18 protein-coding genes are annotated in these 16,523 nt (G+C 40.2%); 15 read left to right on the top strand and 3 right to left on the bottom strand.

Annotation, left to right across the window (positions count from 1 at the left end):
• Window positions 1–63 precede the first annotated feature (63 nt).
• The 15 genes from DBU79_RS05510 to DBU79_RS05440 all read left to right on the top strand — a co-directional run bounded on the left by DBU79_RS05510 (window position 64) and on the right by DBU79_RS05440 (window position 13,421).
• Window positions 64–1,713: an ABC transporter substrate-binding protein gene (locus tag DBU79_RS05510; RefSeq protein ID WP_021308311.1), complete on the top strand. Its 1,650-nt coding sequence runs from the start codon at window positions 64–66 to the stop codon at window positions 1,711–1,713.
• Window positions 1,714–1,723: 10 nt separating this feature from the next.
• Window positions 1,724–2,728, top strand: coding sequence for an ABC transporter permease (locus DBU79_RS05505; protein ID WP_021308310.1), 1,005 nt, complete (start codon window positions 1,724–1,726; stop codon window positions 2,726–2,728).
• Window positions 2,728–3,585 carry an ABC transporter permease gene (locus DBU79_RS05500; RefSeq protein ID WP_154411794.1) on the top strand — a complete coding sequence of 286 codons (858 nt, stop codon included), beginning with the start codon at window positions 2,728–2,730 and terminating at the stop codon, window positions 3,583–3,585. Before DBU79_RS05505 ends, DBU79_RS05500 begins: the two co-directional genes overlap by 1 nt.
• A gap of 11 nt (window positions 3,586–3,596) precedes the next feature.
• The gene (locus tag DBU79_RS05495) at window positions 3,597–4,460 is read left to right on the top strand and encodes an ABC transporter ATP-binding protein (RefSeq protein ID WP_000599855.1); all 864 of its coding nucleotides are present in this window, start codon (window positions 3,597–3,599) and stop codon (window positions 4,458–4,460) included.
• Entirely contained in the window at window positions 4,457–5,263 is an 807-nt protein-coding gene (locus DBU79_RS05490; RefSeq protein WP_000770446.1) for an ABC transporter ATP-binding protein, read from the top strand. Before DBU79_RS05495 ends, DBU79_RS05490 begins: the two co-directional genes overlap by 4 nt.
• A gap of 18 nt (window positions 5,264–5,281) precedes the next feature.
• Window positions 5,282–6,364, top strand: a complete 1,083-nt coding sequence (gene obgE / locus DBU79_RS05485; RefSeq protein ID WP_134890252.1) for a GTPase ObgE — start codon at window positions 5,282–5,284, stop codon at window positions 6,362–6,364.
• A gap of 41 nt (window positions 6,365–6,405) precedes the next feature.
• Window positions 6,406–7,401, top strand: coding sequence for an alginate lyase family protein (locus tag DBU79_RS05480; RefSeq protein ID WP_154411793.1), 996 nt, complete (start codon window positions 6,406–6,408; stop codon window positions 7,399–7,401).
• Between the two features lie 239 nt (window positions 7,402–7,640).
• The gene (locus DBU79_RS05475) at window positions 7,641–8,195 is read left to right on the top strand and encodes a YceI family protein (RefSeq protein WP_000738960.1); all 555 of its coding nucleotides are present in this window, start codon (window positions 7,641–7,643) and stop codon (window positions 8,193–8,195) included.
• 9 nt (window positions 8,196–8,204) lie between these two features.
• Window positions 8,205–9,497, top strand: a complete 1,293-nt coding sequence (gene hemL / locus DBU79_RS05470) for a glutamate-1-semialdehyde 2,1-aminomutase (protein WP_154411792.1) — start codon at window positions 8,205–8,207, stop codon at window positions 9,495–9,497.
• A gap of 5 nt (window positions 9,498–9,502) precedes the next feature.
• On the top strand, window positions 9,503–9,766 hold the full coding sequence (locus DBU79_RS05465; protein ID WP_025451585.1) for an AtpZ/AtpI family protein: 264 nt from the start codon (window positions 9,503–9,505) through the stop codon (window positions 9,764–9,766).
• Window positions 9,767–9,781: 15 nt separating this feature from the next.
• Window positions 9,782–10,183 carry a hypothetical protein gene (locus tag DBU79_RS05460; RefSeq protein WP_134890257.1) on the top strand — a complete coding sequence of 134 codons (402 nt, stop codon included), beginning with the start codon at window positions 9,782–9,784 and terminating at the stop codon, window positions 10,181–10,183.
• Window positions 10,184–10,266: 83 nt separating this feature from the next.
• Window positions 10,267–11,145 carry a carbon-nitrogen hydrolase family protein gene (locus DBU79_RS05455; protein WP_154411791.1) on the top strand — a complete coding sequence of 293 codons (879 nt, stop codon included), beginning with the start codon at window positions 10,267–10,269 and terminating at the stop codon, window positions 11,143–11,145.
• Between the two features lie 12 nt (window positions 11,146–11,157).
• Window positions 11,158–12,039: a polysaccharide deacetylase family protein gene (locus DBU79_RS05450; protein ID WP_154411790.1), complete on the top strand. Its 882-nt coding sequence runs from the start codon at window positions 11,158–11,160 to the stop codon at window positions 12,037–12,039.
• Between the two features lie 45 nt (window positions 12,040–12,084).
• Window positions 12,085–12,456, top strand: coding sequence for a hypothetical protein (locus DBU79_RS05445; protein ID WP_134890259.1), 372 nt, complete (start codon window positions 12,085–12,087; stop codon window positions 12,454–12,456).
• The gene (locus tag DBU79_RS05440) at window positions 12,456–13,421 is read left to right on the top strand and encodes a CobW family GTP-binding protein (RefSeq protein ID WP_134890260.1); all 966 of its coding nucleotides are present in this window, start codon (window positions 12,456–12,458) and stop codon (window positions 13,419–13,421) included. Before DBU79_RS05445 ends, DBU79_RS05440 begins: the two co-directional genes overlap by 1 nt.
• A 5-nt stretch (window positions 13,422–13,426) precedes the next feature.
• On the opposite strand, the gene DBU79_RS05435 is transcribed toward DBU79_RS05440, so the two are convergent.
• From DBU79_RS05435 to DBU79_RS05425, 3 genes are all read right to left on the bottom strand, one after another.
• Window positions 13,427–14,572, bottom strand: a complete 1,146-nt coding sequence (locus DBU79_RS05435; protein WP_154411789.1) for a YbfB/YjiJ family MFS transporter — start codon at window positions 14,570–14,572, stop codon at window positions 13,427–13,429.
• A gap of 358 nt (window positions 14,573–14,930) precedes the next feature.
• Window positions 14,931–15,236, bottom strand: a complete 306-nt coding sequence (locus DBU79_RS05430) for a type II toxin-antitoxin system RelE/ParE family toxin (RefSeq protein ID WP_154411788.1) — start codon at window positions 15,234–15,236, stop codon at window positions 14,931–14,933.
• Window positions 15,217–15,582, bottom strand: a complete 366-nt coding sequence (locus DBU79_RS05425) for a hypothetical protein (RefSeq protein ID WP_134890263.1) — start codon at window positions 15,580–15,582, stop codon at window positions 15,217–15,219. Before DBU79_RS05425 ends, DBU79_RS05430 begins: the two co-directional genes overlap by 20 nt.
• Between the last annotated feature and the right edge of the window lie 941 nt (window positions 15,583–16,523).

Genomic DNA, 16,523 nt, shown 5'->3' with positions numbered 1-16,523 from the left:
TGCTATAAAATATTTATAATTTAGATCTCTATCCTTTATAGAATTTGTTGTGGAGACTGGCTTATGAATAATGTTTTTGTTAAGGGTTTGTTTTTTTTTCTTTTATTGTTTGAGTTTTTTTTGAAAGCTTCAGAAAACCCAAACGCTACTCTTAATCCATCTAAAGAAAATATTTCTGTTGAAGAGCAAAAGCGTTTTGGAGGCGTTTTGGTTTTTGCTAGAGGCGCTGATGGCTCGAGCATGGATCCGGCTTTAGTGACTGATGGCGAAAGCTATGTAGCAACAGGCAATATTTATGACACGCTCGTGCAATTCAAATACGGCACCACAGAAATTGAACCCGCCTTAGCGACAAGTTGGGAAATATCCCCAGATGGTCTTGTATATACCTTTCATTTACGCAAAGGGGTTTATTTCCACCAGACGAAGTATTGGAATAAAAAAGTGGAGTTTGGTGCTAAAGACGTGCTGTTTTCGTTTGAGCGCCAAATGGATAAGGCTAAACGATACTATAGTCCGGGGGCTAAAAGCTATAAGTATTGGGAAGGCATGGGCATGTCTCATATAATTAAGAGCATTGAAGCTTTAGATGACTATACCGTTAGATTCACGCTTAATGGGCCAGAAGCCCCGTTTTTAGCCAATTTAGGCATGGACTTTTTAAGCATTTTGAGTAAGGATTACGCTGATTATTTGGCTCAAAATAATAAAAAAGACGAGTTGGCTAAAAAGCCTATTGGGACGGGGCCTTTCAAATTCTTTTTGTGGAATAAAGATGAAAAAATCATCCTTTTAAAAAATCAGGATTATTGGGGGCCTAAAGCTTATTTAGACAAAGTGGTAGTGCGCACCATTCCTAATTCTTCCACTCGCGCCTTGGCGTTAAGAACCGGCGAAATCATGCTCATGACCGGGCCTAACCTCAATGAAGTGGAGCAATTAGAAAAACTTCCTAATATCGTGGTGGATAAAAGCCCCGGATTGATCGCCAATTGGCTTTCATTGAACACGCAAAAAAAGTATTTTAACAACCCTTTGGTGCGTTTGGCTATCAATCATGCGATTAATGTGGATGATTACATTAAGGTGATTTATGAAGGCTTTGCCCAAAAAATGGTCAATCCTTTCCCGCCCACCATATGGGGTTATAACTACAACATCAAACCCTATGAATACGATTTGAAAAAGGCTAAAGAGTTACTAAAACAGGCGGGTTATCCTAACGGCTTTAAAACCACCATTTTTACCACTTCCACTCGTAACCCAAAAGGAGCGGTGTTCATACAAGCGAGCCTGGCTAAAATTGGCATTGATGTGAAAATTGAAGTGTATGAGTGGGGGGCTTATTTGAAAAGAACGGGTCTGGGCGAACATGAAATGGCGTTTGCAGGCTGGATGGCAGACATTGCGGATCCGGATAATTTCTTATACACCTTATGGAGCAAGCAAGCCGCTTCAGCCATACCCACTCAAAATGGTTCTTTTTATAAGAGCGATGCCTTTTCCGATCTGCTCATAAAGGCTAAACGGGTTTCAGATCAAAAGGAGAGAGAAGCCCTTTATTTAAAGGCTCAAGAAATTATCCATAAAGATGCGCCCTATGTGCCTTTAGCTTATCCTTATTCGGTGGTGCCGCACTTGTCTAAAGTTAAGGGTTATAAGACGACTGGAGTGAATGTGAATCGCTTCTTTAAGGTGTATTTAGAAAAATGAAAGGGGTTGCATGCTGAGTTTTATCATCAAGCGTATTTTGTGGGCGATCCCCACGCTGTTTGGAGTGAGCATTATCGTGTTTATGATGGTGCATTTAGTGCCAGGAGATCCGGCGTTAGTGATTTTAGGCGAAAAGGCCAATCAAGCCGCTATTGACGCTTTAAGGGAGCAATTTGGATTGAATAAGCCCTTGATAGAGCAGTATTTTTTCTTTATCAATAATGTGTTGCATGGCAATTTTGGCACTTCTATCATGACTGGTGAGCCTGTGATGCATGAGTTTTGGCAACGCTTCCCGGCTACGGTGGAATTGGCTTTGATCGCTTTGTTTATGGCTCTTGCTTTGGGTATTAGCGTTGGCGTGTTAGCCGCAATCAAACGCTATAGCGTGTTTGATTATTCCAGTATGACTTTCGCTTTAGCCGGGATTTCTATGCCCGTGTTTTGGCTAGGGCTTATGCTGATTTATATCTTTAGCGTGCAATTGGGGTGGTTGCCTGTTTTTGGGCGTTTGAGCGATGTGTATTATTTAGATGGTCCCACAGGTCTTTATTTGATAGACAGCTTGATCGCAAGGGATTATGGGGCGTTTGTGGATACAATCAAGCACTTGATTTTGCCTAGCATTGTGTTAGCCACGGTTTCTACCGCTGTTATTGCGAGAATGACTCGCGCGAGCATGGCAGAAGTGTCTAAAGAAGATTATGTGCGCACCGCTAAAGCTAAGGGGTGCAGCTCTTTTAGGGTGATTTTTGTGCACACTTTGCGTAACGCTTTAATCCCTGTAACGACTATCGCAGGCTTGATGTTGGCCGGGCTTTTAGGGGGGAGCATGATAACTGAAACGGTTTTCTCATGGCCTGGGATTGGTAAGTGGATCGTTAATGCGCTCAACCAGCGCGATTTTCCGATTATCCAGTCCATGTCTTTGATTATTGCCATGATGTATATTGGGGCTAATCTCTTAGTGGATATTTTATACGCTTTTATTGATCCTAGAATAAGGTTGTCATAATGGAGTCTTTTAGAGAATTTATCCAACAATTCAAAAAAAATAAGGCGGCAGTAGTTGGTGCATGGATTGTGCTTTTATTGGTGGTTTGTGCGATTTTTGCACCCCTTTTGGCCCCGCATGATCCTTATGTGCAAAATGTGCAAGATCGTCTTTTAAAGCCTATATGGGAGCATGGGGGGAATGTTAAATACCTTTTAGGCACCGATGATTTGGGGCGCGATATTTTGAGCCGCTTGATCTATGGGGCTAGGATTTCTTTAACCATAGGGATTGTTTCTATGGGGATTGCGGTCTTTTTTGGCACGATATTAGGGCTAATAGCGGGGTATTTTGGAGGGAAAACCGATGCGGTTATCATGCGCATCATGGACATTATGTTCGCTTTGCCCTCTATTTTATTGATCGTGATTGTGGTCGCTGTGTTAGGACCTTCACTCACTAATGCCATGCTCGCTATTGGGTTTGTGGGGATTCCTGGATTTGCAAGATTGGTGCGCAGTTCTGTGCTGGGCGAAAAAGAAAAAGAATATGTGATCGCTTCTAAAATCAATGGTTCTTCGCATCTTCGTTTGATGTGTAAGGTGATCTTCCCTAATTGCATTATCCCTTTAATCGTGCAAACGACAATGGGTTTTGCTTCCACGGTTTTAGAAGCGGCCGCGCTGAGCTTCTTAGGTCTTGGGGCCCAACCTCCCAAACCTGAATGGGGAGCGATGCTGATGAATTCCATGCAATACATCGCTACCGCTCCTTGGATGCTTGTTTTCCCTGGGTTGATGATTTTTTTAACGGTCATGAGTTTTAATCTGGTAGGCGATGGCATCATGGACGCTTTAGATCCTAAACGGGCCTCTTAAAAGGAGCTTGCATGATTTTAGAAGTTAAAGATTTAAAAACTTATTTTTTCACCGATAAGGGCGTGAATAAAGCAGTAGATGGCGTGAGTTTTGGCTTGAAAAAGTCTCAAACGCTCTGCATTGTAGGGGAGAGCGGGAGCGGGAAAAGCATCACTTCGCTTTCTATTCTAGGGTTGATTGAAAAACCCGGGAAAATTGTAGGGGGGAGCATTCAATTTTTAGGGCAGGATTTGTTGCAACTCAAAGAAAAGCAGATGCAAAAAGAAATCAGGGGCAAGAAAATTGGCATGATCTTTCAAGAGCCTATGACGAGCCTAAACCCTTCCTACACGGTGGGGTTTCAAATCAATGAAGTGCTAAAAATCCACCACCCTAACCTCAATAAAAAAGAACGCTTAGAAAGGGTGGTCTATGAATTAGAGCGCGTGGGCATTCCCCATGCAGGGGATAAATACCATGAATACCCTTTCAATCTCAGCGGAGGGCAGCGCCAAAGGGTGATGATCGCTATGGCTATGGTGTGTGAGCCTGAAATCTTGATCGCTGATGAGCCTACGACAGCGTTAGATGTAACCATTCAAGCGCAGATTTTAGAATTGATGAAAGAGTTGCAGCAAAAAAAAGGCACTTCTATTTTGTTTATCACCCATGATTTAGGCGTGGTGGCACAAATCGCTGATGAAGTGGTGGTGATGTATAAAGGGCATGTGGTGGAGCAAGCGAGTGCCAAAGAGCTTTTTGCTGATCCAAGACACCCCTATACCAAAGCTCTTTTAAGCGCGATCCCTAAACCGGGCAAAGAATACCGCAAAAAACGCTTAGAAACCGTGGATGAAAATATAGATTATTTGAGTTTTCAAAAGGAGTTACGATGAAGCTCTTAGAAATTAAAGAACTGAAAAAATCCTATGCGATAGACAGGGGGTTATTCAAACCCAAGAGGATCATCCATGCGCTCAACGGGATTAGTTTTGAAGTGGAACAAAATGAAGTTTTAAGCATCGTGGGGGAGAGCGGTTGCGGGAAAAGCACGACAGCCAAAATTTTAGCCGGGATTGAAAGGCAAGATAGCGGGGCGATTTATTTCAATGGCAAGCGCCATTTGCATTTTAGCAAACAGGATTGGTTTGATTACCGCAAAAAGGTGCAAATGATTTTTCAAGATCCTTATTCTAGCCTAAACCCTCGGTGGAAAGTGGGCGAGATCATCGCTGAACCCTTGCTGTTAAATTCTCACTTTTCAAAAAAAGAAATCAAAGCCAAAGTGCTAGAGATCATGCAAAAAGTGGGCTTGAAATTAGAATGGATCGATCGTTACCCTCACCAATTTTCAGGCGGTCAAAGGCAACGAATCGGCATTGCTAGGGCGCTTATTTTGCACCCTAGCGTGGTGATTTGCGATGAGCCTGTGTCTGCGTTAGATGTGTCCATTCAAGCGCAAGTGTTGAATTTGCTCTTGGATTTGCAAAAAGAAATGGGGCTGACTTATATTTTTATCAGCCATGATTTAGGGGTGGTGGAGCATATTAGCGATAAAATCATCGTAATGAATCAAGGGCAAATCGTAGAAACCGGGGATGTGGATAGCGTGATAAGCGCTCCAAAGCACCCTTATACGCAGAAATTACTCAATGCGGTGCCGCATTTGGAAAAATCCATGCAAAGATTTGCTGAATAAAAGAAAGGGTATTAAGCTGTGTTTGTAGATAGCGTGGAAATCATTATCGCTTCGGGTAAGGGGGGGCCTGGAATGGTGAGTTTTAGGCGAGAAAAGTTTGTCATCAAAGGAGGCCCTGATGGAGGCGATGGAGGCGATGGGGGCGATGTGTATTTTGAAGTGGATAACAATACCGACACTTTAGCGAGTTTTAGAGGCACCAAACACCATAAGGCTAAAAACGGGGCTCCAGGAGGCACACGAAATTGCGCGGGCAAAAAGGGCGAAGACAAGATCATTGTTGTGCCGCCAGGAACGCAAGTTTTTGTAGGTGATAAGTTGTGGCTTGATTTAGTGGAACCTAAAGAAAGGGTGTTAGCCTTAAAAGGAGGCAAGGGAGGGTTAGGGAATGCGCATTTTAAAAGCGCAACCAAGCAACAACCCACTTACGCGCAAAAAGGCTTAGAGGGGGTTGAAAAATGCGTGCGTTTGGAATTAAAGCTCATCGCTGATATAGGGTTGGTGGGCTTCCCTAATGCGGGTAAATCCACGCTCATTTCCACCATCTCTAACGCTAAGCCTAAAATCGCTAATTACGAATTCACGACTCTAGTGCCTAATTTAGGGGTTGTGAGCGTAGATGAGAAAAGCGAATTTCTAATGGCTGATATTCCTGGCATTATTGAAGGGGCTAGTCAAGGAAAAGGCTTAGGGATTAGTTTTTTAAAGCATATTGAACGCACCAAAGTTTTAGCCTTTGTTTTAGACGCTTCCAGGCTGGATTTGGGCATTAAAGAGCAATACCAACGCTTGAGGTTGGAGTTGGAAAAATTTTCACCCGCTTTGGCCAATAAGCCTTTTGGAGTGTTGCTCAATAAATGCGATGTTGTAGAAAACATTGATAAGATGACTAAGGATTTTTGCGCCTTTTTAAACTTGGAAGCGCAAAAATTAAACGCGTTTGATTTAGAGCCGTATTTGGGGTTTTTACACCCCAATTTAACCAGCGATTTTGAAAATAACCTTAATGAAAAATCAGCGCTTTTTGTCTTGCCCCTTTCAGCAATTAGCGCTCTTAATACGCATGCGCTTAAATTTGTGTTGTTAAAAGCGTTACCCTAAAACGCTATTTTTAAACCAATCCATTAAAATAAAGGCGAGAAATGAAAAGATTTGTTTTGTTTTTATCACTCATGGGTGTTTGCGTTTGCGTTCAAGCTTACGCCGATCAAGATTACTTTTTTAGGGATTTTAAATCCACAGATTTGCCCCAAAAACTCCATCTTGATAAAAAGCTCTCCCAAACAATACAGCCATGCGTGCAACTTAACGCATCAAAACACTACACTTCTACCGGGGTTAGAGAGCCTGATGCCTGCACAAAGAGTTTTAAAAAATCTGCTATCATGTCCTATGACTTAGCGCTAGGTTATTTAGTGAGCCAAAACAAACCATACGGCTTAAAAGCTATAGAAATTTTAAACGCTTGGGCTAAAGAGCTTCAAAGCGTGGATACTTATCAGAGCGAGGATAATATCAATTTTTACATGCCTTATATGAACATGGCTTATTGGTTTGTCAAAAAGGTATTCCCTAGTCCAGAATACGAAGACTTCGTTAAGCGGATGCGCCAGTATTCTCAATCCGCTCTTAACACTAACCATGGGGCGTGGGGCATTCTCTTTGATGTGAGTTCTGCGCTAGCGTTAGATGATCATGCTCTTTTACACAATAGCGCTAATCGGTGGCAGGATTGGATATTTAAAGCCATAGATGAGAATGGGGTTATTGCTAGCGCGATCACTAGGAGCGATACGAGCGATTATCATGGCGGCCCTACAAAGGGCATTAAGGGGATAGCTTATACCAATTTCGCGCTTCTTGCGATAACTATATCAGGCGAATTGCTTTTTGAGAACGGGTATGATTTGTGGGATAGTGGAGCCGGACAAAGGCTCTCTATAGCGTATAACAAAGCCGCAACATGGATTTTAAACCCTGAAACTTTCCCTTATTTCCAGCCTAACCTTATTGGGGTGCATAACAACGCCTATTTCATTATTTTAGCCAAGCATTATTCTAGCCCTAGTGCGGATGAGCTTTTAAAGCAAGGTGATTTGCATGAAGATGGTTTCAGGCTGAAACTCCGATCACCATGAATTTTTCTGCATTCAAGATGATAGCGATAGCCATGCGCTTTAATCTTTTCATGAATGGTTCAGAAAGTTTGGTTCAGTCAGCATTATTTACAAAAAGAGTTTAAAATAAACGCAATTGTATCTCTTGAGTCGTCTTTAGAGTGCAAATGATTATCAAAATGAATCGTTTTAGTTGTAAGCAAGCTTGTTTACACTAAAATAGTAAGCGTTATTGATAAGACCACATTAAAGGATAATGAATGAAAAAAATGGTTTTGGTATCGGTTTTACTAGCAGGGTTTTTGCAAGCGGTGAATTTGGATTTATCTTCGGCTAAGCTAACATGGACGGCCTTTAAAACTAAGGCTAAAACGCCAGTAAATGGGAGTTTTGAAAGCATCACTTATAAACTAGGCAAATCTCAAGATAGTTTAAAAACCCTTTTAGAGGGAGCGAGCGCGAGCATGGATAGCCTGAAAGTCAATTTAGGCGATGACACTAAAAACAAAAACGTTAAAGAAGCTTTTTTCGCTCTTTTTAAAAACACTAACATCAAAGTAACTTTTAGAAATGTGATAGAAGGCGATCATGAAGGTTCTCTTACGGCTTATGTGAGAATGAATGAAAAGCTGGTGAAAGTGCCTATGCAATACACGATTGCTGGTGATAAGCTCGTGGTTAAAGGGGTCTTGGATTTGTTGAATTTTGGCTTGAAAAACGAATTAGCGAGCTTGGCCAAACGATGCGAGAGTTTTCATGAGGGCTTGACTTGGTCGCAAGTGGAAATCCAATTTGAAAGCATGATTAAGGGATAATGTAAAATCATGGAGTTGTTGCACAGCATTAATGATTTTAATGAAGCTAAGCAGGTGATCGCTGGGGGGGTCAATTCACCTGTGAGGGCGTTTAAGAGCGTTAAAGGCACTCCCCCCTTTATTTTAAAGGGTAAGGGGGCGTATCTTTATGATGTGGATAACAACCATTATATAGATTTTGTGCAAAGCTGGGGGCCTTTGATTTTTGGGCATGCTGATGAAGAGATTGAAGAGAATATTATTAATACATTAAAAAAAGGCACTTCTTTTGGCGCTCCCACAGAGTTAGAAACCACTTTAGCTAAGGAAATCATTTCTTGTTATGAAGGCTTAGATAAGGTGCGTTTAGTGAGTAGCGGCACGGAAGCGACCATGAGCACGATACGACTCGCTAGAGCTTATAGCCAAAAAGACGATTTGATCAAGTTTGAAGGGTGCTACCATGGGCATAGCGATTCGTTATTAGTGAAAGCGGGTAGCGGGTGCGCCACTTTTGGCTCTCCTTCTTCTTTAGGCGTGCCGAACGATTTTAGCCAACACACTCTAGTGGCCCGTTATAACGATCTAAACTCCACAGAAGAATGCTTTAAAAAAGGCGATGTGGGTTGTGTTATCATTGAACCCATTGCTGGGAATATGGGGTTAGTGCCGGCTCAAAAAGAGTTTTTACTAGGCTTAAAGGCTTTGTGTGAAAAATACCAAGCGGTGCTGATCTTAGATGAAGTGATGAGCGGGTTTAGAGCGAGTTTGAGCGGTTCGCAAGAATTTTATGGTGTTGTGCCGGATTTGGTAACCTTTGGTAAGGTGATAGGCGCTGGGCTTCCTTTGGCGTGTTTTGGGGGGCGTGCGGAAATTATGGACTTGCTTTCACCTATTGGAGGGGTGTATCAAGCAGGCACTTTAAGCGGTAACCCCCTAGCGGTGTGCGCGGGGTTGAGCGCGCTTTATAAAATCAAAAGAGACAAAACCCTTTATACTCGCTTAAACGCTTTAGCTGTTCGTTTGACTCAAGGTTTAAAAAAGAGCGCTCAAAGCTATAATATCGCTTTAGAGACGCTCAACATGGGGAGTATGTTTGGCTTTTTCTTTAACGAAAATGCGGTGCGTGATTTTGATGACGCTTTAAAAAGCGATACAGAAATGTTTGCAAAATTCCACCAAAAAATGCTCTTTAAGGGCGTGTATTTGGCGTGCTCAAGCTTTGAAACCGGCTTTATTTGTGAGCCTATGACTGAAGAAATGATTGATTTAGCGATCGCAAAAGCCGATGAAAGTTTTGATGAAATCATAAAAGGTGTGTGAATTTTTTGAAAAAGCCAAAGTATTATAAATTCATAGAGGGGGCGAATTATTTGAGCTTGGGGCTTTCTATGGTAGTAGCGATCCTTATGGGCGTGGCTATAGGCTATGGGCTTAAAAAGCTCACTCACATTTCGTGGCTTTTTTGGCTTGGGGTTGTTTGGGGCGTGTTAGCGAGCTTTCTCAATGTCTATAAAGCTTATAAAAACATGCAAAAAGACTATGAAGAACTAGCCAAAGACCCTAAATACACACAAAATAAAACAAAATAAATCCAATCAAATCCCATGTGCCAAATCCAATGCTTGCTTATTTTACTTTTTATCAATATAGTTAGCGCGATTATCGTTTATTTTTTCCAAGCGTTTCAAGGGGTTTTGAATTTTGAAGGAGGGTTTTTAGGGTTTTTTATCGTGGCGTTGTCTTCGTATTACGGCGTTAAAAAGCGTTTGGATTTAAGGAAACAAAATGGAGAAAAAGAAGAAAAGCAAAGATTCCAAAAATTCACCCTAGGTTTGGAAATGTCTTTCAATGTGTGGCGTTTAGGGGGGTATGGGGTTTTACTAGGCATTTTAGGAACGCTTTTATTCTTGCATCTTTTTAACGGATTGTCGTTTCTTATCGGCGTGTTTGTGAGCTCACTCTCTAGCGCGTTATTACGATTCTTAAACAATAATGGTAAGTTCTGACACAAACGCATGCGGATTTTAACCCCTTTAATTTTCTTTTAATTTTTAATCCTATACAATAAAAACAAAAATGGGAGTGGATCTTGAAAACAAAAAATCCCGCCAAAAGAATCCTAAAAACCGCCGTGATCCAAATGCAATCCAAACCCTACGCCTTAAATGAAAACCTGCAATTAGCACTCAACCTAGCCAAAGAAGCCCACAACAAAGGCGCGAATCTCATTGTTTTACCGGAATTGTTTGATAGCGGTTATTGCACGAATGATAAGGATGCAGAGTTTGGGATAAATCTTAAAGCGATAGAGCATGGTGAGCTAAAAAGCGAGTCGTTGAGAGCGTTAAGTAATTTTGCAAAATCTAATAAAGCACATTTGGTGGCGTGTAGCATTGAAAAAACCAATCAAAAACTCTACGACAGCGCTTATATTGTTTCACCAAAAGGTAAAATCGTTGGCAAACACCGTAAAATCTATTTGTGGGGCGATGAAAAATCGCGCTTCAAAAGGGGTAAAAAATACGAGGTTTTTACGCTGGATTTTGGGGATTTTAGCGCGAAAGTGGGTTTGCAAATTTGCTATGAAATCGGCTTTGGCGTGGGTGCGAATCTGTTAGCGTTACAAGGAGCGGAGGTTTTAATTTATCCTAGTGCGTTTGGTAAAGCTAGGGCTTATAATTGGGATTTATTGAGCAAAGCTAGAGCGTTAGAGAATGGCTGTTTTGTGTGCGCGTGCAATCATAGTGGGGAAGAAACTAACGCTAAATTAAAACAAACGCTAGAATTTGCCGGTGATTCAAGAATCATCGCACCCAATGGGAAAATCATCGTGCAAGCCACTAAACTCAATGAAGTCATTATCGCTGAAATGGATTTGAACGAAGTGGCGTTGCAACGCCAAAAAATCCCTTATTTACAAGATTTTGACACCAAACTCACCAAAAAGGGGTTTGGAAAACTCACTTAAAAAGGAGCGATTATGGCAAAAGAAATTTTAGTGGCTTATGGTGTGGATATTGATGCGGTGGCTGGTTGGTTAGGGAGCTATGGTGGGGAGGATTCGCCTGATGATATTTCGCGCGGGCTTTTTGCGGGTGAAGTGGGGATTCCACGGCTTTTGAAATTGTTTCAAAAATACCATCTCCCTGCGACTTGGTTTGTGCCTGGGCATTCTATTGAAACTTTTCCTGAACAAATGAAAATGATCGTGGATGCAGGGCATGAAGTGGGTGCACATGGGTATTCGCATGAAAACCCTATCGCTATGACGGCCAAGCAAGAAGAAGACGTTTTGTTAAAAAGCGTTGAATTGATTAAAGATCTCACCGGCAAAGCCCCCACAGGCTATGTGGCGCCGTGGTGGGAGTTTTCTAATATCACTAATGAATTGCTTTTAAAACACGGCTTCAAATACGACCACTCGCTCATGCACAATGATTTCACGCCCTATTTCGTGCGTGTGGGGGATAGTTGGAGCAAGATTGATTATAGTTTGGAGGCTAAGGATTGGATGAAGCCTTTAATCCGTGGGGTGGAAACAAATTTAGTGGAAATCCCTGCGAACTGGTATTTAGACGATTTACCGCCGATGATGTTTATCAAAAAATCCCCCAATAGCTTTGGTTTTGTAAGCCCGCACGATATAGGGCAAATGTGGATCGATCAATTTGATTGGGTTTATCGTGAGATGGATTATGCGGTGTTTAGCATGACAATCCACCCTGATGTGAGCGGGCGTCCGCAAGTGTTGCTCATGCATGAAAAAATCATTGAGCATATCAACAAGCATAAGGGCGTGCGTTGGGTAACATTCAATGAAATCGCTGATGATTTCTTAAAACGAAACCCTAGAAAAAAATAGCGATAACGCCAAAGGGTTTTTGGCGTTTGATTAAAAGGTTGAAAGATGTGCGTTTTATGCGGGGAGCTTATCAGTTCTTTTCATTGGACCGATGGGAGCGATGAAAATTATGGGAGCGATGAAAATTTGAAAGAGCCAAATGTGCTTATTAGCGCGAATGAAAACGCCAGAGAACGCAAAAGAGCACGGCTCAAACGAGTAAGATTACTCAATCAAATCCTAGCGTTTTATGGGCTAAAAATTAATGATTGGCAAGGCGCGAAATTTGTGCTGTGCGATAAAAAAGGGCAGAGCGTGATCGTGAATGATTTAGGCGATTTGTGGGATAAGGCGCAAAATTTAGCCAAAAAAGAGATGGACGCTCTAGATTCTAATCTGTTAGCGTTTTTAAACCAACAGACACAAGCCACTCACTGATGCCCAAAATCCCTATCACGCTCATCACAGGTTTTTTAGGCAGCGGTAAAACGAGTTTTTTAAGCGAATATTTAAACCAAATAGATCACCAAGGCGTTGCCCTTATTATCAATGAAATCGGTCAAGCCGCTTTGGATCAGCGCATCTTAAGCGTTCAATATTGCGGTGAAAAAATGCTCTATCTTAACGCAGGGTGCGTGTGTTGCAACAAACGCTTAGATTTAGTGGAGTCTCTAAAAGCCACGCTCAACAATTATGAATGGCGTGGCGAAATTTTAAGGCGCATCATCATTGAAACCACCGGTTTAGCCAACCCGGCACCGATTTTATGGACGATTTTGAGCGACACTTTTTTAGGGGCGCATTTTGAGATTCAAAGCGTGGTGGCTTGCGTGGATGCATTGAATGCTAAAACGCATTTAACAAACAATGAAGCTAAAGAGCAAATCGTTTTTGCTGATAGCGTTTTATTGACCAAAACGGATTTGCAAAATAACAGCGGGGCTTTAATGAAATTAAAAGAGCGGATACAATCCCTTAACCCTAGCGCAGAAATTTTTGACAAGAAAAATATAGATTACGAAAGCTTTTTTTCACGCAACAATAGGGCACGAAATTTTATGCCAAGAATGCCAAAAGATTCGCACTCGCAAGGCTTTGAGACTTTAAGCATCAGGTTTGAAGGCGCGATGGAGTGGAGTGCGTTTGGGATTTGGCTGAGTTTGTTGTTGCATCAATACGGCACACAGATTTTACGCATAAAGGGGATTATTGATGTTGGAAGCGATCTTTTGGTGAGTATTAATGGCGTGATGCATGTCATTTACCCGCCTAAGCATATTTTAAAGGATCAAAACGGCTCTAACCTCGTTTTTATCATGCGTCATTTAGAGCGTGAAAAAATCTTAAATTCCTTAAAGGGTTTTAAGGATTTTCTCGGCATCAAGGGTTTTGAAACCCCATAATTTTTCTATTTATTGGTAGCCGTTTGTATTTTAATGGGGAAAAGAACGATGAAACTTAAAACCAAACACACCCCACAAATAATAAAAATCAAAACATAGCCCAAATCCCCTAAAAAGATCGTAAAAAGATACGAAAAAAGCGCTTGGAAAATGCCAAAAGAAAACACCACCCACGAAGACGCTTGAGCGAAATGCTTCGCGCCTGCAATTTTTAAAGCCATCATGCTGAATAAATTGATATTGGCGGTTGTGGCCGCTCCCATTATAAAGATGCTTAAATTGAGTAAAGAGATTTGGTGGAAAAAAATGGGCAAAAAGCATGCGATAGATTTTAAAATGAGGATAAAGATGTTGGTGTTTTTAGCTCCTAGCTTTTGAGCCATGGGGCCGCTGATTAAAGAGCCAAGCGTGGCTCCAAAGCCAAAAAACGCCCATGAGGTTCCAGCGATAGTGGGGGAGATATTTAAATGACGGATCAAATAATCCACCCAAAAAAGCGTGTGCGGTAAAAAACCAATCGCATTGAGCGCGCAAGAAATGAGCAATAACCACAAATGAAAGGGGATTTTAAACGCGCTTTCTTCTTTTTTAACGGATTTTTTCCTTAAAGAACGGGTTTTTAACCCCACTAAGGAAAGGATAAAGGCTATCAAACAACTGCCCCCTAAAAAAATCCATGCCCATTTGATATTATAAGAGCTGATCCAAGGCAGAACAAACCCGCTAAAGACAGATCCAATGCCTACAGCGCTGAAAATAAGCCCTCCCACTAAGGCTTTTTTATGTTCTTTGACATAGGGCAAAGAGAGAGGAGCGACTAAAATCATTAACGCGCTGCTAGCCACACCGGCGATAAAACGCCAGACCCAAAGCCAAAAGAAAGGGATACTATCAAAATAACAGATTAAAAAACTCAAAGCGATCAAGAAAAAACTGATTTTAGCGATGCTTTCTAATGACATTAACGGGCTTAAAAATTGGATTAAAAAACTCCCAAAAACATAGCCCATTAGCACCGCAATACCCAGTTGGAAGCTTTGGTGTGGGGTTAAACTCCCTGATAAAATGAGTAGGGGGATTAAAACCACATAGCCAAAACGAGCCAAGCCGTTAGACACAAAAACCCCTAAAAAGCAAACAAACACGCGCATTTTGATCCTTAACACATGACAAGTTATAAAAAGATCTTGTATTATATTGAAACTTGTTAATTGATAGCGCATAATGGGAGCAAGATGAGAATAAATTTAAGGAGCGTTCATGCTATTTAGTGAGCGCGCGTATCATTAAAGAGACCCCACGATTGAATGAAAAAGAGTTGGTTATTAGCGTTATAGAGCTTGTGTCTAAAGCGCTTCATAAAAAAACAAAGCTTCTACTAGAATAAGGCTTCTTTGCGGTGGTTTTCAATTGATGAAATAAAGACTAATAACTATGGGTTAGGCTTAAAGGAGAGCATCACTAAAAGTAGAGTTGAACGCTTAAGTTATTTTTTATAGCGGTTTAGAGTTAACATGCGATTGTTGCGTTCTTTTTAAGCGTTATGGGTAGTTTATAAAACAACTCGCTATGACTGCCTAACCTTAACAAAATCAGCTCATCATCTTTCACTAAATACACAAGCAAAACATCAGGCTTAATGTGGCATTCTCTATAAGGCTTCCAAACCCCCTTTAAAGCGTGATCTTTAAATGGTGGGGGTAGCGGTTCTTTCTTTCTTAGAATGACTTCATTCAAAACGCTATCATCAAACCCATTCAAAAGCAATTTATCAAAATCTTTTTGAAAAGATTTTTTAAGATTGAGCTTCAACACCTAAAGCCTTTTTTCTTTCATTGCTATAACTAGAAAAATCCTCAACGAACAAATCTGTTTCTTTGTTATCTGCTTCTCTCATGGCTTGTTGCGTTTCAATATTTGGGATCTCATGCCCAAAACAGCAATCATTAGCTCTTTTGTTGATCTCTTGTAAGATTTTATTCAATTCTTCTGACTTATTTTTAAAACCTTTATCTTTTTTCTCCAGCTCTTTAGCCATTTTCTTTTCAAGATACGCCCTATCCCTTTTTAGCTTTTCTATTTCTTGTTCTTTTTTATTCATGAGATTAAAAAGCTGTCTTTGGCTGTATTTTGTGTAATCTTTGTTGGTGGTGTTTGGCATATTTATTCCTTTTAAAATATAAGATCAGTTCATTATAGCATAGTGCAAGCGATAGAGTGGGATTAAAAAGTTAGAAAATTAAAAACTTTGTTTTGTGAAAAAACTTAAAAAAACAGATGAAAAATCAGTGAAAAAATTAAAGATCAAAAGATTAAACGATCAAAAGATTAAAAAGAAGCGGATTGAAAAATCAGTGAAAAAATTAAAAAATTAAAAAATTAAAAAATTAAAAATTTAAAAGTTCTGTGAGTGAAAAATAATCGTTTTAGATTTGATTTTATAATAAAATGCATTTTATTGAGTTTTATTTTATTTTCTTAAAAAGATAGGAAGTATTTGAAACCATTCTCCCCCTTTTAATCTCCAACTTAAACCCCCCTATATTAAAGAAGCGCTTTTTAAAAACTACCGCTTAAAGTAGCGTCAAGTTTCCCACTAAATAATACCAAAAACGCTAAAAAAGATTTTTCATTTTTAAAACTATTGTTTGCTTTTGGCAAGCTCTTTTATCATTGGTTATAAAAAATACTAAAAGGATTTTTCATCAAACCACCCCAAAAATAAAAACTTAAAGATTAAAAAGCGAAAGCAGTGGGGATTGGCAAAAAGAAAAAGATCAAACCCCCCCAAAAAAAAGACTTTAAAAGAAAGAGCTCAAAAAAAGAGGGTTCAAAAGAAAAAAGATTTTTCATTAAACCACCCTAAAATAAAGAGTTCAAAAACAAAGAATTTAAAAACAAATCCCTTAACAAGGGAGTTTAAAAAAGAAACCCCTTTAAAACAAAGGGTTCAAAAAAGAAATCTCTTAAAAAGAAACCCCCAAAAAAAGATAATTTAAAACAAAGAGTTCAAAAACAAAGATTTAAAACAAAGATTTAAAACAAAGATTTAAAACAAAGATTTAAAACAAAGATTTAAAACAAAGATTTAAAACAAAGATT

The sequence above is a fragment of the Helicobacter pylori genome (assembly GCF_009689985.1).
Classification (GTDB): domain Bacteria; phylum Campylobacterota; class Campylobacteria; order Campylobacterales; family Helicobacteraceae; genus Helicobacter; species Helicobacter pylori_CG.
Note: the sequence above shows the minus strand (reverse complement) of the source record. Positions and strands in the feature narration are given on the sequence as shown.

Excerpts from the sequence above, each read along its gene's own strand:
- DBU79_RS05510 (WP_021308311.1), top strand. The coding sequence starts at position 64 with ATGAATAATGTTTTTGTTAAGGGTTTGTTTTTTTTTCTTTTATTGTTT.
- DBU79_RS05505 (WP_021308310.1), top strand. The coding sequence starts at position 1,724 with ATGCTGAGTTTTATCATCAAGCGTATTTTGTGGGCGATCCCCACGCTG.
- DBU79_RS05500 (WP_154411794.1), top strand. The coding sequence starts at position 2,728 with ATGGAGTCTTTTAGAGAATTTATCCAACAATTCAAAAAAAATAAGGCG.
- DBU79_RS05495 (WP_000599855.1), top strand. The coding sequence starts at position 3,597 with ATGATTTTAGAAGTTAAAGATTTAAAAACTTATTTTTTCACCGATAAG.
- DBU79_RS05490 (WP_000770446.1), top strand. The coding sequence starts at position 4,457 with ATGAAGCTCTTAGAAATTAAAGAACTGAAAAAATCCTATGCGATAGAC.
- DBU79_RS05480 (WP_154411793.1), top strand. The coding sequence starts at position 6,406 with ATGAAAAGATTTGTTTTGTTTTTATCACTCATGGGTGTTTGCGTTTGC.
- DBU79_RS05475 (WP_000738960.1), top strand. The coding sequence starts at position 7,641 with ATGAAAAAAATGGTTTTGGTATCGGTTTTACTAGCAGGGTTTTTGCAA.
- hemL (WP_154411792.1), top strand. The coding sequence starts at position 8,205 with ATGGAGTTGTTGCACAGCATTAATGATTTTAATGAAGCTAAGCAGGTG.
- DBU79_RS05460 (WP_134890257.1), top strand. The coding sequence starts at position 9,782 with ATGTGCCAAATCCAATGCTTGCTTATTTTACTTTTTATCAATATAGTT.
- DBU79_RS05450 (WP_154411790.1), top strand. The coding sequence starts at position 11,158 with ATGGCAAAAGAAATTTTAGTGGCTTATGGTGTGGATATTGATGCGGTG.
- DBU79_RS05445 (WP_134890259.1), top strand. The coding sequence starts at position 12,085 with ATGTGCGTTTTATGCGGGGAGCTTATCAGTTCTTTTCATTGGACCGAT.
- DBU79_RS05440 (WP_134890260.1), top strand. The coding sequence starts at position 12,456 with ATGCCCAAAATCCCTATCACGCTCATCACAGGTTTTTTAGGCAGCGGT.
- DBU79_RS05435 (WP_154411789.1), bottom strand. The coding sequence starts at position 14,572 with ATGCGCGTGTTTGTTTGCTTTTTAGGGGTTTTTGTGTCTAACGGCTTG.
- DBU79_RS05425 (WP_134890263.1), bottom strand. The coding sequence starts at position 15,582 with ATGCCAAACACCACCAACAAAGATTACACAAAATACAGCCAAAGACAG.